Consider the following 13771-nt stretch of genomic DNA (forward strand, 5'->3'; position numbering starts at 1 on the left):
ATATCTACGATTGTTGGGGACGATGAGGTGTGAAGCCGTTCACACGTTGAAGTTGACTGCTCGCGATCGGCGATCGCGCCAAGCCGCCTGCAATTCGAGAAAGCCGCGATCTCAGCGCAGCCGTGGCTTCAGCAAGGTCAAATGCGCTTGCCATTGACGTAGTCGCTTTCACACACTCGCGCCGCGACAAAACACCATGAATATTCGAGAAAAAAGCGGCCGGCCAACAATATTCATGCTTTGGCAACCATGACCGTATTGGCGATGCTTCCGAGTGTCAATGTGTGTGCGAATGACAACCGATGCCGCCAACGGCGATTCCGCCGTGCAGCGAGAGGTAGAGTGCGGGAACCTGGTTAACCCTGGCTGCTGTGGGCCGCAGGTGTCCGTGCCAAAATTGGACTCCGGTGCGATGTAACGAATCTGTGAAGCAAGCTCGCGTTGTGATTGATTCGGGGCGGGCCGTCTGTGACCTAGCCGCTCCGATAGGCCAGCCAAACTGCCCCTTTTCGTCGTCACGGTTTCGCGAGCGTGTCGTAAGGCTTTCAGACTACGAAACTATTCGCTTGATCCGGCGGCCATCTTGAACAGACTGGGGTGCGGCTACATCTGTGACGTCCGCTGCCGCGACATTGCGGTGGTCCATCCGTGTTGAATCACCGCAATTTCAGTTGCGACTTTGGTAGGCCTGATTTGGTCGGCGTGCTTCGTGGTCTTTTTGGGGGAGAGCGAATTGAGTTCGATTGACAGAACGGAGCGTCCGGCTCCGGTGAACGGTGCCGAGTCGCGTTCGCTTCGCCGCCAGGGATTCGTCAGGGCGTGCCGGCGCGGCCTCGCGCCGATCGGGCTGTTGGCCGTGCTGGCGCTCGGCGGCTGCGACGACAAGACTGCGCAATCGCAGGCCGCGCCGCCGGCACCGCCCGTGACCGTCGCGCAGCCGGTCAAGCGCACCGTCACCGATTGGGACGAATTCACCGGCCGCTTCGAGGCGATCGAGGAGGTCCAGGTCCGCGCCCGCGTCGGCGGCTTCGTCAACAGTGTCGAGTTCAAGGATGGTGCGATCGTCCATGCCGGCGATCTGCTCTACATCATCGATCCGCGGCCGTTCGAGGCGGTCGTGCTGCAGGCCGAAGGTCAGCTCGCCGACGCGCGGGCCAAGGGCGAGCTTGCCAAGCGGGATCTCGAGCGCGGGCTCAACCTGGTGCAGACCAGCGCGGTCTCCGAGCAGGTCGTCGATCAGCGCCGCCAGGCGTTGCAGGCGGCGCGCGCCGCCGAGACCCAGGCCGAGGGCACGCTGAAGGCCGCCCAGCTCAACGTCGAATTCACCCACGTGCTGGCGCCGATCACCGGCCGCGTCAGCCGGCATCTGGTGACCCCCGGCAATCTGGTGCAGGGCAGCGAGGGCGGTGCGACGCTCTTGACCTCGATCGTGTCGCTCGATCCGATCTACATCTATTTCGACGTCGACGAGGCGACCTATCAGCGCAACAGCAAGCTGTGGTTCGAAGGCCGGCGGCCGAGCTCGCGGGATACCGCGAACCCGGTGCAGGTGACGCTGACCGGCGAGACCAAGCCCTCGCATGAGGGCAAGATGGACTTCCTCGACAACCGCCTCGACGTCTCCACCGCGACGCTGCGCAGCCGCGCGGTGATTCCGAACAAGGATCTCTCGATCCTGCCCGGCCAGTTCGGCCGCGTCCGTCTTATCGGCTCCTCGCCCTACGAGGCGCTGCTGATCCCGGATACCGCTGTTGCCACCGACCAGTCGCGCAAGATCGTGTTCGTGGTCAAGGACGACAACACGGTGGAAGCCCGAGCGGTCACGCTCGGGCCGCTGGATGAGGGCCTGCGCGTGATCCGCGAGGGGCTCAAGCCGGAGGACCATGTGATCGTCGACGGCCTGCAGCGCGCCCGCGTCGGCGCCAAGGTGACGCCGAAAATGGCCCAGGCGCCCGCGGCAGACACCAAGCCCGCGGAAGCTGCCAAGCCGGCGGCAGGTGCCAAGCCATGAATCTCGGCAGGCTCTCCATCAACCAGCCCATCCTCGCGATGGTGCTGTCGATCGTGCTGCTGATCGTCGGCGCGATTGCCTATCCGACGCTGCCGGTCTCGGAATATCCGCAAGTGGTGCCGCCGACCGTCACCGTCACCACGCAGTACCCGGGCGCCTCGGCGCAGACCGTGTCCGACACCGTCGCCGCTCCGATCGAGCAGGAGATCAACGGCGTCGAGGACATGCTGTATCTCTACAGCCAGGCGACGTCGAACGGCCAGCTCACCATCACCGCGACCTTCAAGCTCGGCACCGACCTCGACAAGGCCCAGGTGCTGGTGCAGAACCGCGTCGCGATCGCGCAGCCGCGGCTGCCCGAGGAGGTCCAGCGCAACGGCGTCGTCACCCGCAAGAACTCGCCCGACATCCTGATGGTCGTGTTCATGCTGTCGCCCGACGACACGTTCGACCAGCTCTACATTTCCAACTACGCGCTGCTGCAGGTCCGCGACCAGCTGTTGCGGCTCGACGGCGTCGGCGACATCCAGATGTTCGGCGCGCGCGACTATTCGATGCGGCTGTGGCTCGACCCCGACCGGATTGCCAATCTCGGTCTGACCTCGGCCGAGGTGCTGGCGGCGATCCGGGCGCAGAACCTGCAGATCGCCGGCGGCCAGATCGCCGAGCCGCCGATCGCCGATCGCGCCTTCCAGCCCAATCTCGTGTTCACCGGCCGCCTCAAGGACATCAGGCAGTTCGAGGATATCGTGGTGAAGGCCGGCTCAGACGGCCGCACTGTACGCCTGCGCGACGTCGCCCGCGTCGAGCTCGGTGCGCTGTCCTACGCTACCAACAGCTTCCTGCTGCGCAAATCCGCCGTCGCCCTGCTGGTGACGCAGCGGCCCGGATCGAACGCGCTCGCCACCGCCAAGAGCATCTCCGACACGATGGAGCGGATGAAGGCGGGTTTCCCGAAGGGGCTCGACTACAACATCGGCTACAACCCGACCGAATTCATCGCCCAATCGGTCCATGAACTGATCAAGACGATCTATGAAGCGATGGCGCTCGTCGTCATCGTGGTGCTGGTGTTCCTGCAGGGCTGGCGGCCTGCGATCATTCCGATCATCGCGATCCCGGTGTCGCTGGTTGGCACCTTCGCGGTGATGGCCGCGCTCGGGTTCTCGATCAACAATCTGACCTTATTCGGTCTGGTGCTCGCGGTCGGGATCGTGGTCGACGACGCCATCGTCGTGGTCGAGAATGTCGAGCGGCATCTCGAGCACGGCATGTCCAGGCGCGAGGCCGCGCTCAAGACCATGGAGGAGGTCGGCGGCGCGCTGGTCTCGATCGCGCTGGTGCTGTGCGCGGTGTTCGTGCCGACCGCCTTCCTCGGCGGCATCTCCGGACAGTTCTTCCAGCAATTCGCCGTAACCATCGCGGTCGCGACCGCGATCTCCTGCTTCTGCTCGCTGACGCTGTCGCCGGCGCTGGCCTCGCAGATCCTGGTGCCGCACGAGGAGAAGCGCCCGCCGGCCCGCTGGAACGTCATCGCGCGCGGCTGGGACAGCTTCACCGCGCTGTTCAACCGCGTGTTCGACCGGCTGGCCCATGGCTATGCGGCGGTCGCCGACTTCGTGATCCGGCACACCGTGGTCATGGTCGCGATCTACCTCGTCTTGATCGGCAGCGCCGGCTGGCTGCTCGCGACCACTTCGCAAGGCTTCATCCCGGCGCAGGACCGCGGCTACGTCATCATCTCGGCGCAGTTGCCGGGCGCCGCGTCGCTGGCGCGGACCACGGCTGTGGTGCGCGAGATCGAGCGGATTGCGCTGGATACGCCCGGCATCGTTCGCGTCGCGGCGTTCGCCGGCTTCTCCGGCGCGACGCGCACGCAGGCGGGCAATGCCGCGGCGCTGTTCCCGGTGTTCGACGAGCCGGAGGCGCGGCTGAAGAAGGGGCTGACGGCGACCGCGATCACGGCCGAGCTGCGCAAGCGGCTGTCGGTGATCCAGGGCGCTTTCATCATCGTGATTCCGCCGCCGGCCGTGCCCGGTATCGGCACCGGCGGTGGTTTCACCATCCGCGTCCAGGATCGGCAGGGGCGCGGGCCCGAACTGCTGGCGTCCGCGACCGACGAACTGGTGTTGGCCGCGCGCAAGTCGCCGAGCCTCACGTCGGTGTTCTCGCCGTACTCCGCGAACACGCCGCAGCTGTTCGTCGATATCGATCGCGTCAAGGCGCAGAAGCTCGGCGTTCCCATCGCCAATATCACCGACACGATCGAGACCTATTTCGGCTCGACCTATGTCAACGACTTCAACCTGTTCGGCCGCACCTACCACGTCACCGCGCAGGCCGATCTGCCGTTCCGCAAGGAGACCACCGACCTGTCGCGGCTGCGCACCCGCAACGCCAATGGCGACATGGTGATGCTCGGCAGCGTCGTCGACTTCAAGGACATTTCGGGTCCCGACCGCGTCGCCCGCTACAATCTCTACTCGGCGTCCGAACTGCAGGGTGAACCGGCGCCGGGCGTCAGCTCGACGACGGCGCTCAACACCATCAAGAAGATCGCCGACGAAACCTTGCCGAGCGGCTTCTCGTTCGAATGGACCGATCTGTCCTACCAGCAGGTCAACGGCGCCAATGCCGGCCTCTACGTGTTCCCGATCTGCGTGCTGTTCGTCTATCTGGTGCTGGCCGCGCAATATGGCAGCTGGACACTGCCGTTCGCGGTGATCCTGATCGTGCCGATGTGCCTGTTCGCGGCCACGATCGGCGTGCGCATCATGGGCCAGGACGTCAACATCCTGACCCAGATCGGCTTTGTGGTGCTGGTGGGACTTGCCGCCAAGAACGCGATCCTGATCGTCGAGTTCGCGCGCGATATCGAACTCGAGGGCCGGCCACGGCTGGAGGCGGTGATCGAGGCCTGCCGGCTCCGTCTGCGGCCGATCCTGATGACGTCGTTCGCCTTTATCCTCGGCGTGCTGCCGCTGGTGCTGTCGACCGGATCGGGCTCGGAGATGCGCCAGGCGGTCGGCGTCGCCGTGTTCTTCGGCATGCTCGGCGTCACCCTGTTCGGCCTTGTCTTCACCCCGATCTTCTACATGGTGGTGCGCAACCTCGCGGAAGGAAAGAACGAGGGCAAGCCGAAGGAGCCAGCGGCGACCGTGGCGGGTGGAGCATAACCCTCCCCGTCGTCATTCCGGGGCACCGCGCAGCGGTGAGCCCGGAATTCATTTATCGTCTTGGGTATGCGGCCTGATGGATTCCGGGCTGGCGCTGCGCGCCCCGGAATGACGGAGGAAAGGCTTTGCATGCCCATACTATTGGCTGAACTGAAATCGGTGGGCAGCAGCCAGGTTATAAAATAATGTCGCGCCGATTTTTCCTGATGAAAGACTGCTGGGAGAACATGACAATGAAGTCGGGATTTTTGGCTGCGGTTGCGGCATGCAGCTTGATGCTGGCGGCGCCGGCAATGGCCCAGGGTGTCAAGATCGGCATCCTGAACGACCAGTCGGGCGTCTACGCCGATTACGGCGGCAAATATTCGCTCGAAGCGGCGCGGATGGCGGTCGAGGATTTCGGCGGCGAGGTGCTGGGACAGAAGATCGAGATCGTCACCGCCGACCATCAGAACAAGCCGGACCTTGCGACCGCGATCGCGCGGCGCTGGTACGAGGTCGAAAACGTCGACATGATTACCGAGCTCACCACGTCGTCGGTCGCGCTCGCGGTGCAGGAGCTGTCGAAGGAAAAGAAGAAGATCGACATCGTGGTGGGCGCGGCGACCTCGCGCATTTCAGGCGATGCCTGCACGCCCTACAGCTTCCACTGGGCCTACGACACCCGCGCGCTCGCGGTCGGCACCGGGGGCGCGTTGACGGAAGCGGGCGGAGACACTTGGTTCTTCCTGACCGCCGACTACGCGTTCGGCTACGCGCTGGAAAAGGACACCAGCGACATCGTCGCCTCGAAGGGTGGCAAGGTGGTTGGCTCGGTCCGCGTGCCGCTCAACTCGTCCGACTTCTCGTCGTTCCTGCTGCAGGCGCAGAGCTCGAAGGCCAAGATCATCGGGCTTGCCAACGCCGGCCTCGACACCACCAACTCGATCAAGCAGGCGGCCGAGTTCGGCATCGTGCGCGGCGGCCAGAAGCTCGCCGGCCTGTTGATGACGCTGTCGGAGGTGCACGGTCTCGGGCTCGAAGCGGCGCAGGGTCTCGTGCTCACCGAGGGCTTCTATTGGGACCACGACGATGCTTCGCGCGCCTTCAGCGAGCGCTTCTTCAAGCGCACCGGCCGGATGCCGAGCATGATCCATGCCGGCACCTATTCGGCGACGCTGAGCTATTTGAAGGCGGTGAAGGCCGCCGGCACCAAGGACAGCGAGGCGGTTGCCGCCAAGCTGAAGGAGCTGCCGGTCGATGACGCCTTCGCCAAGGGCAAGGTGCTCGCGAACGGCCGCATGGTGCATGACCTCTATCTGTTCGAGGTCAAGAAGCCTTCGGAGTCGAAGAAGCCCTGGGACTATTATAAGCAGCTCGCTGTGGTGCCCGGCGACAAGGCGTTCTTCACCGCCAAGGAAAGCGGCTGCCCGCTGACCAAGTGATGCGGAGCTGTTGAAACAACACAACTGTCGTCCCGGCCTTTGCCTGGCCTTCGCCGGGACGACAGCGGAGGGTGTGGTCGCGCCTTCAATGCACCACCCGCCACGCCGCGCCGCCGAGCGCGCCGATCCATAGAATGATCGCGGCCATCGCCTGGATGCCAAATCCGCGGCTGCGCTTCGCCACCGCCTCGCGATAGCCGATGAAATAAACGATGCGGCCGACGACCCAGATCACGCCGACTGCGGCGGCCGCGACGTCGCCGATATAGATCGCAAACAGCCAGAGCGACGGCAGGAAGATCGGCATCCACTCCAGCGTGTTCATTTGGATCCGGAAGACGCGCTCGAAGTCCGGATGGCCCGAGACCGCCGGGAGCTTGATGCCATAGGCGGCACGGGCGCGCGACACCTCGATCGAGGTGTAGAAATAGAACGCGACGGCAAGACAGGTGACGATGGCCGTGTAGTGATACATGGCAGACGTGTCCTCTTGTTGCATTGGCCCCGATGTCATGACGGGACGACCGTGACCGGTGTGACTGGCGGGAATTCTTGTTGGGCCGCTCTAGTATCCGGTCATCTCAAGATAACCTAATCCGACGTGGCTGCCCGTAAAGCGGATCGGGCCTTCCCAGTAGGGGAAGCTGGTTCCCATCCAGGCTTTCGGATTGAGCGGCGTGGTCTCGATGGCGAGACCGCGCGCGGGCAGGCTGACGCGCCACGACGTCGGCAGCTTGCGGCCGTCGATTTCGGTGGTCGCGACCGGCGCGATGCTGTTGCCGCTGCTCGCAATCTCGGCCGAGCGGCCGTCAGGCGTGATCCAGTTGCCGAACAGGTTCTCGCGGCCGTCCGTCTGGCGCAGCCGGTACAGCATCAGCTTCTCGTCGCCGGGCAGATGGAGCGAGAACCAGTCCCACCCGGTCTGGTCCGCCGCCAATGGCTGGCTGCTCCATTCGCGATCCATCCAGGCCATGCCCGTAACGTCGAGCGTCCTGTCCTCGATGACGATGCGGCCGGACGCCCGGTAGAATGGCTGGCTGTAGTAATTGGAGGCCTGTCCGCGATCCGACTTGCGGCTGTAGCCATGGTCGCCTTGCAGCACCAGCGGGCGGTCCGCGGTCAGCCGGAGGGCAGTGCTGAAGTCGGCGGCCGCGGCCCTGAGTTCGAGCGGCGCGACGCGCTGCGCGTCGAACGGGGCGATCCCTTGCATCTCCCAGGCGTCGATCCAGGCGCGGAACGGCGTCGCCTCGACCCCGGCCTGCCCAATGCCGCCGCGTGCAAACGTCTCGCTGAAGCGATGTGTGGTGGCGCTGGTCACGGCGGCATGGCCCATCCAGACCTGCTGGTTGGCCCAGCCTTCGCTGGGGCCGCCCGGCTTCATCGCCTGGCGGAATAGCGTCCATTGTGCGCCATAGGCCGCGCCATTCGCGTCGGAGAGGTTCGCCGTCACGTACCACCACTCGATCCGGAACTCCGGATGCGGGCCGTGGTCGATCGGAAATACGAATTGTTTGCCGGGCGCGACGGCGGCAAATCCCTCGGCATTCTCGCCGAGGCCGGCAAAGCCCTGCGCAAGACCCTTGCCGCCGAGCGCGAGCGCCAGCGCCCCGCCGGCAAAGGCGCGGCGGGTGATCTTGCCGCTAGCGCTCATTGACGAAGATCCTGATCAGGCTGGCCGGCTGCATGCGCGCCAGTCTAGCGACCGGCAGCGCCGCCGCACAGAAGGCGGCGGCGAGCGCCACCGCAAGCAGTTCGATCAGCTGCAGCGGGAAGATCTGGAACGGCAGCCGCCAGCCGAATGCTTTCACATTGACGATCGCAAGCAGGCACCACGCAACCAGAAGGCCGAGCGGCAGTGCGAACAGCGCGGTGATCAATGCGACCGCCATGGTCTTCAGCAGCTCGAGCGCCGCGAGCCGTCGCCGCGTCAGGCCGATCGCCCACAGCGGGGCCAGCTGCGGCAGCCGCGAATTGGCGAGCGTCAGCAGGCTGGTCAGGAGCGCGATGCCGGCGACGCCGAGCGTGAAGGCGTTGAGCGCTGCGGTCACCGAGAAGGTACGGTTGAACACCCGTCTCGATTCCCGCTTCATCGTCGCCTGGTCGGCGACATTGCGGTCGTCAAGACCGAATTTCTCCTGCAACGCCGTGATCAGCGGTGCAATCTTGTCCGGCGCGACGCGGAGCCCGAGCCGGGTCTGCGGCGTCTGGGGGAAACGCCGCGTCAGTGCCGCGAAGTTGACCGCGATCTGGCCCTTGGGGTTGCCGTAATCGGCGTAGATGCCGACGATCTCGAGCGACCAGGGGCCGCCGGGGGCGGGGACCTCGATATGATCGCCGATCGCAAGCTTCATCCGTCGCGACAGCTGCTCGCTGACCAGGCAGGTGTCGCCGGGACGCAAGCGCACCCAGGCATTCGCCGTGCTGTCCAGCAACGGCCAGTTGTCTCGGTAGGTGGCGTGGTCGGGCAGGCCGAGCACCTCGATCGGCGCGCCGCCAAGCCGGGTGTCGGCGCGGCCGCCAGGCAGGATCGCCTGAACCTCCGGCCGATCGCGCAGCCAGCCTTTGATCTCCTTTGCCTGCGCATCGCTTGCCGCGCTGATATAGACGTCGGCTGCGAGGCGGCCGTCGAGCCAGACCAGGAAGGTGCGGCTGAAACTTTCCACCATGGTGCTGACGCCGACATTGACCGCGAGCGCGAGCAACAGCGCCATCAGCGCCAGTGACAGGCCCGAGAGCTGCTGGCGGCTGTCGGCCCAGAACCAGATGCCGACCGGCGCCCGCGCGCTGCGCTGGCCGAATGCGAGCGTGATCTGCAGCACCATCGGCAGGATCAAGGCCGCGCCGAGCATCAGCGCAGCCAGTACCGCAAAGCCCGCGATCAGGGAATCGCCGAACTGGATGAGAATTGCTGCGACCGCGAACACCGCCAGCGCCGCGGCACTCTGGAACAGCAGCCAGCGCCGTTGCGCCTGCTGCCAGGCCTGCGGCTGCGCCGTCGCCAGCACCGGCATCCGGATCGCCTTGGCAAGGCTCGCCGCGGCGGCTGCGAGCGCGCCCAAGATGCTGATCGCGATGCCGGCGAACCACCAGATTGGTTTCAGCGAAAGCTGCCCGGGGATCTGCGCGCCATAAAGCCCGCGCAGCGAGGCCGCGACATCGGGCAGCAAGGTCGCCGCGATGAAGTAGCCGCAGACGAGGCCAATCACGCCGGCGATCAGCGCCAGCGACAGCAGCTCGATCACCAGCACGGTGTTGAGCAGCCGTGCCGAGACGCCGCAGGCGCGCAAGGTACGCAGCATCGGCAGTCGCTGCTCGAAGGCGAGGCCGATCGCGGAGTTGACGATGAACAGGCCGACGAAGAACGACAGCAGGCCGAAGGCGGTGAGGTTGAGATGGAAACTGTCGGTCAGCCGCTCGAGGTCGGTTTCGGCGCTCGGCTCGACCAGGCGAAGTTTTTCGCCTGCCACGCTTTGCAATGTCGCGCGCGGCGCCTTGGATTTTCCGACCAGCAGGCGCGACACCTGGCCGGGCATCTTCAGGATGCCCTGCGCGATGCCGATGTCGACGATGAGCGCCCCGGGCGCAAGCTCCGCCTGCACGCGCAGGGGCGGTAAGCTCAAACCGTTGGCCTGCGGCCGGTCGCCTTCCTTGAGGCCGAGATCGTGCAGCGTCTCAGGCGCCACCAGCATTTCGCCTGGCGGCGTGGCGAAGGATAGCAGGCTGCCGCGGCCGACCGCTGGCGCGTTGCCGACCTCGGACGGCAAGGTCACCGGCTCGACGCCGAGCAGGCGGAAGCTGCGTCCATCGATCTGGACGCGGCCCTCCAGCATCGGTGACACCGGCCAGCCAGCGCGGCGCAGATCGACGAACAGTTGCTGCGGGAAAGTCGCGCTGTCTTTGGCGACCAGCATGGCGGTGCGCGCGCCGCCGAAGGTCGCGGCGGCGCGGTCATAGGAGATCCGGGCCTGCTGGTTCAGCGCCTGCACGCCGCTCCACAGCGCGGTCGCGGAGATCAGCCCGATCAAGAGCGTCGCAAGCTGCATCGGATGCCGCCGCCAATGGCTGAGCAGCACGGCGAGGATCCACAAGACGCGCTTCACGCCACCACCCCGCCATGCAGGGTGACCTGGCGGTCGAGCGTCGCGGCGAGCCGGGCGCTGTGGGTGACCATCAGGAAGCCGCAGCCGGTGCGAACGACCAGATCGCGCGCAAGTCGCAGCACCTCGTCGGCAGTGTCCTCGTCGAGGTTGCCGGTCGGCTCGTCGGCGAGCAGCAGCAGCGGCTTCGGCGCCAGCGCGCGGCCGATCGCGACGCGCTGCTGCTGGCCGCCGGACAATTGCTCGGGATAGCGCTTCAGGAGCTGCTTGAGGCCAAGGCGCTCGACCAGTTCGTCATGCCAGGCCGCATCGTGGCGGCCGGCGATGCGGGACTGGAACACGAGATTGTCCGCGACCGTCAGGCTCGGGATCAGGTTGAACTGCTGGAACACGAGACCGAGCCGGTCGCGGCGCAACTCGGCGCGGCCGGCGTCGTTGAGGCCGGAGACAGTGATATCGGCCAGCCTGATCTCGCCGCTGTCGGCGGCATCGAGCCCGGCGATCAGATGCAGCAGCGTGCTCTTGCCGCTGCCGGATTCACCTGACAGCGCCACGCTCTCGCCGGTCGCGACGGCCAGATCAACGCCGCGCAGCACCGCAACGTCTTCGCCGGCAGAGCGGTAACTCTTGGTCAGGCCGGTGACGCGAAGCACCGCGGCGGTCTGGTCAGATGAAGCGATGGCCGTGCCTCATTCAAGGCTTCTGGTATTTCAGGACGAACTCGTCGATCGGCACCGGCGCCTTGAAGACGGGAATGTCCTTCGGGTCCTCCGTATGATGCAGGAAATCACCCTCCGCGACCAGCCTGAAGCCGGCGGCCTCGATCTCCTGCTTCAGGGTGCTCTCCTCGATCCGGTGCAGCGTCTTGGCGACGCTGGTACCTTCGCCCGCCTTGGCCGAATGGTCGGCGATGATGAGGAAGCCGCCGGGCTTGAGCGCGGCGAACATCTTCTTGTTCATTGCGGCGCGATCGACCGGCAGATAGCTGATGTCGTGATAGAAAAAGAACAAGGTGATCATGTCGAGGTTGTTGACCTCGGGCGGGATCGGATCGTCATAGTCGCGCACGACATGGACGACGTTCGTCATCGCCGGCGACTTGGCGCGGGTGTCGAACCTGTCCTTGACGAAGCGCTCGAGCACGGTCGCCGAGTCCTGGGCGTACACCTTGCCAGACGGGGCGACGGTCCGCGCCAACAGTTCGGTGCTGTAGCCGGCGCTTGCCGCCATGTCGAGGATCGTCATGCCGGGCTTGACGCCGGCAAAGGCGAGCATCTTGGCCGGCTGGCGGCGCTGGTCGACCTGGCGATCCGCATCGCTGCGATCGGGTGCGGCGATGATCGCCGCATAGTCGGGGCTGGCAGCGTCTTCGGCGCGGACAGCTGGTGCGGCGAGCAGCGTGGCTGTAGCGAGCGCAGCGCAGGCAGCCGCGCGAAGCATCGATCTGTTCATGAAACAACCCCGGCGTTTCGTTGCCCCGAACATAGCAGGCGGCCCATGACAGATCACCGCTTCGCGGCCGCGCCGACGCGATCGTGATCGGTCGTTACGGCCGTACCGGGGCGGCCGCCCCCCGGGAAAATGCGTTGTTGCGTTGCCCGCCGAGGCGTGGCTAGCATCGCCAATTGGGGCCGATTTTACGAAGCCAAAAACGAAACGACGGGGAGCCAGACATGACGACGCAACCGATGTCCAAGGGGACGTCAACCGGGACGCCCAAGGGCGCCTGGACCATCACCTTCCTGCTGTTCCTGTTCATGGTGGTGAACTTTGCGGACAAGATCGTGGTCGGGCTCGCCGGCGTGCCGATCCGGAAGGAGATGGGTCTCACCCCGGAGCAGTTCGGCGATCTTGGCTCGTCGTTCTTCTATCTGTTCTCGATCTCGGCGATCGTGGTCGGCTTCATCGTCAATCGCGTCGACACCCGCTGGGTCCTGCTGGTCCTGGCGGTGATCTGGTCGCTGGCGCAATTTCCGATGATCGGCACCGTCAGCCTCACGACGCTGACGATCTGCCGCATCATCCTCGGCGCCGGCGAGGGACCGGCCTTCTCGGTGGCAGCGCATGCCATCTACAAATGGTTTCCGGATGAGAAGCGCACGCTGCCGACCGCAATCCTGTCACAGGGGTCGGCGTTCGGCGTGATCCTCGCGGTGCCGGCGCTGAACTGGATCATCGTCAATCACAGCTGGCATCACGCCTTCGGCGCGCTCGGCATCGTCGGCCTGCTCTGGACCGTCGCCTGGTTTGCGCTCGGCAGGGAAGGGCCGCTGGTCTCGACGGTCGCCGTCGTTGCCGATGAACCACGGATTCCCTACTGGAAGCTGCTGACCTCACGCACCTTCGTCGGCTGCGTCATCGCGACCTTCGGCGCCTATTGGGCGCTGTCGCTCGGACTGACCTGGTTCACGTCCTTCATCATCGAGGGGCTCGGCTTCTCGCAGCAACAGGCCGGCTTCGTCTCGATCCTGCCCTGGATCTTCGGTGCGACGATCGTGATCCTGACCGGCTGGATCTCGCAGCTGATGCTGGCGCGCGGTTTCACCACGCGCGGTGCGCGCGGTGTGCTCGGCTCGGTGCCCCTGATCATCGGCGGCTGCATTCTCGCGACGCTGCCCTACGCGCCGCCCGGCGGCTTGATGATCGCAGCCCTTGTGATCGGCTCCGGCCTCTGCGGCTCGATCTACGTGGTCTGCCCGCCGATGCTCGGCGAGTTCACGCCGGTATCGCAGCGTGGCGCGATCATCGCGATCTACGGCGCGCTGTACACCATCTCGGGCATCCTGGCGCCGATGGTGATGGGCAATGTGATCCAGCACGCGGCAACGCCGATGGCCGGCTACATGAGCGGCTTCACCATCAACGCCGCGATCATGGCCGGCTCCGGCCTGCTCGGATTGCTGCTGCTGTGGCCCAACACCGAGCGCGCGCGCCTCACCGGCACGTCGCAGCCCGCGGGCACAATCAAGCGCGCGATGTCGCCGACGTAAGGGGACGCGCGGCTTCGACCGTCCCCCTCCAGGGAGGGTGAGAGTCCGTAGCCCGGATGAAGCGCAGCGCAAT

Annotated in this window: 9 protein-coding genes; 4 read left to right on the top strand and 5 right to left on the bottom strand. The window is 65.7% G+C overall.

Going from position 1 to position 13771, the window contains the following annotated elements:
* The first annotated feature begins 769 nt into the window (after positions 1-769).
* The 3 genes from AKN83_RS23310 to AKN83_RS23320 all read left to right on the top strand — a co-directional run bounded on the left by AKN83_RS23310 (position 770) and on the right by AKN83_RS23320 (position 6611).
* Complete coding sequence (locus AKN83_RS23310) at positions 770-2011, top strand: efflux RND transporter periplasmic adaptor subunit (RefSeq protein WP_050401841.1); 1242 nt, start codon at positions 770-772, stop codon at positions 2009-2011.
* On the top strand, positions 2008-5187 hold the full coding sequence (locus AKN83_RS23315; RefSeq protein WP_050401842.1) for an efflux RND transporter permease subunit: 3180 nt from the start codon (positions 2008-2010) through the stop codon (positions 5185-5187). The genes AKN83_RS23310 and AKN83_RS23315 overlap by 4 nt, the downstream gene beginning before the upstream one ends.
* A 233-nt stretch (positions 5188-5420) precedes the next feature.
* A complete protein-coding gene (locus AKN83_RS23320) occupies positions 5421-6611 on the top strand; it encodes an ABC transporter substrate-binding protein (protein ID WP_050401863.1) in 1191 nt (396 codons plus the stop codon).
* Positions 6612-6696: 85 nt separating this feature from the next.
* Here the strand turns inward: AKN83_RS23320 and AKN83_RS23325 are convergent, their stop codons facing one another.
* The 5 genes from AKN83_RS23325 to AKN83_RS23345 form a co-directional block, all read right to left on the bottom strand.
* Positions 6697-7086, bottom strand: coding sequence for an MAPEG family protein (locus AKN83_RS23325; RefSeq protein ID WP_050401843.1), 390 nt, complete (start codon positions 7084-7086; stop codon positions 6697-6699).
* Between the two features lie 90 nt (positions 7087-7176).
* A complete protein-coding gene (locus AKN83_RS23330) occupies positions 7177-8262 on the bottom strand; it encodes a lipocalin-like domain-containing protein (protein ID WP_050401844.1) in 1086 nt (361 codons plus the stop codon).
* Positions 8252-10711: an ABC transporter permease gene (locus AKN83_RS23335; RefSeq protein WP_050401845.1), complete on the bottom strand. Its 2460-nt coding sequence runs from the start codon at positions 10709-10711 to the stop codon at positions 8252-8254. Before AKN83_RS23335 ends, AKN83_RS23330 begins: the two co-directional genes overlap by 11 nt.
* Positions 10708-11361, bottom strand: coding sequence for an ABC transporter ATP-binding protein (locus AKN83_RS23340; RefSeq protein WP_050401846.1), 654 nt, complete (start codon positions 11359-11361; stop codon positions 10708-10710). Before AKN83_RS23340 ends, AKN83_RS23335 begins: the two co-directional genes overlap by 4 nt.
* Positions 11362-11401: 40 nt before the next feature.
* Positions 11402-12160, bottom strand: coding sequence for a class I SAM-dependent methyltransferase (locus AKN83_RS23345; RefSeq protein WP_050401847.1), 759 nt, complete (start codon positions 12158-12160; stop codon positions 11402-11404).
* Between the two features lie 221 nt (positions 12161-12381).
* On the opposite strand from AKN83_RS23345, the gene AKN83_RS23350 reads away from it, so the two are divergent.
* Complete coding sequence (locus AKN83_RS23350; RefSeq protein WP_063695480.1) at positions 12382-13698, top strand: MFS transporter; 1317 nt, start codon at positions 12382-12384, stop codon at positions 13696-13698.
* Positions 13699-13771 lie beyond the last annotated feature (73 nt).

Source organism: Bradyrhizobium embrapense, from assembly GCF_001189235.2.
Taxonomy (GTDB): domain Bacteria; phylum Pseudomonadota; class Alphaproteobacteria; order Rhizobiales; family Xanthobacteraceae; genus Bradyrhizobium; species Bradyrhizobium embrapense.

Excerpts from the sequence above, each read along its gene's own strand:
- AKN83_RS23315 (WP_050401842.1), top strand. The coding sequence starts at position 2,008 with ATGAATCTCGGCAGGCTCTCCATCAACCAGCCCATCCTCGCGATGGTG.
- AKN83_RS23320 (WP_050401863.1), top strand. The coding sequence starts at position 5,421 with ATGAAGTCGGGATTTTTGGCTGCGGTTGCGGCATGCAGCTTGATGCTG.
- AKN83_RS23325 (WP_050401843.1), bottom strand. The coding sequence starts at position 7,086 with ATGTATCACTACACGGCCATCGTCACCTGTCTTGCCGTCGCGTTCTAT.
- AKN83_RS23330 (WP_050401844.1), bottom strand. The coding sequence starts at position 8,262 with ATGAGCGCTAGCGGCAAGATCACCCGCCGCGCCTTTGCCGGCGGGGCG.
- AKN83_RS23345 (WP_050401847.1), bottom strand. The coding sequence starts at position 12,160 with ATGAACAGATCGATGCTTCGCGCGGCTGCCTGCGCTGCGCTCGCTACA.
- AKN83_RS23350 (WP_063695480.1), top strand. The coding sequence starts at position 12,382 with ATGACGACGCAACCGATGTCCAAGGGGACGTCAACCGGGACGCCCAAG.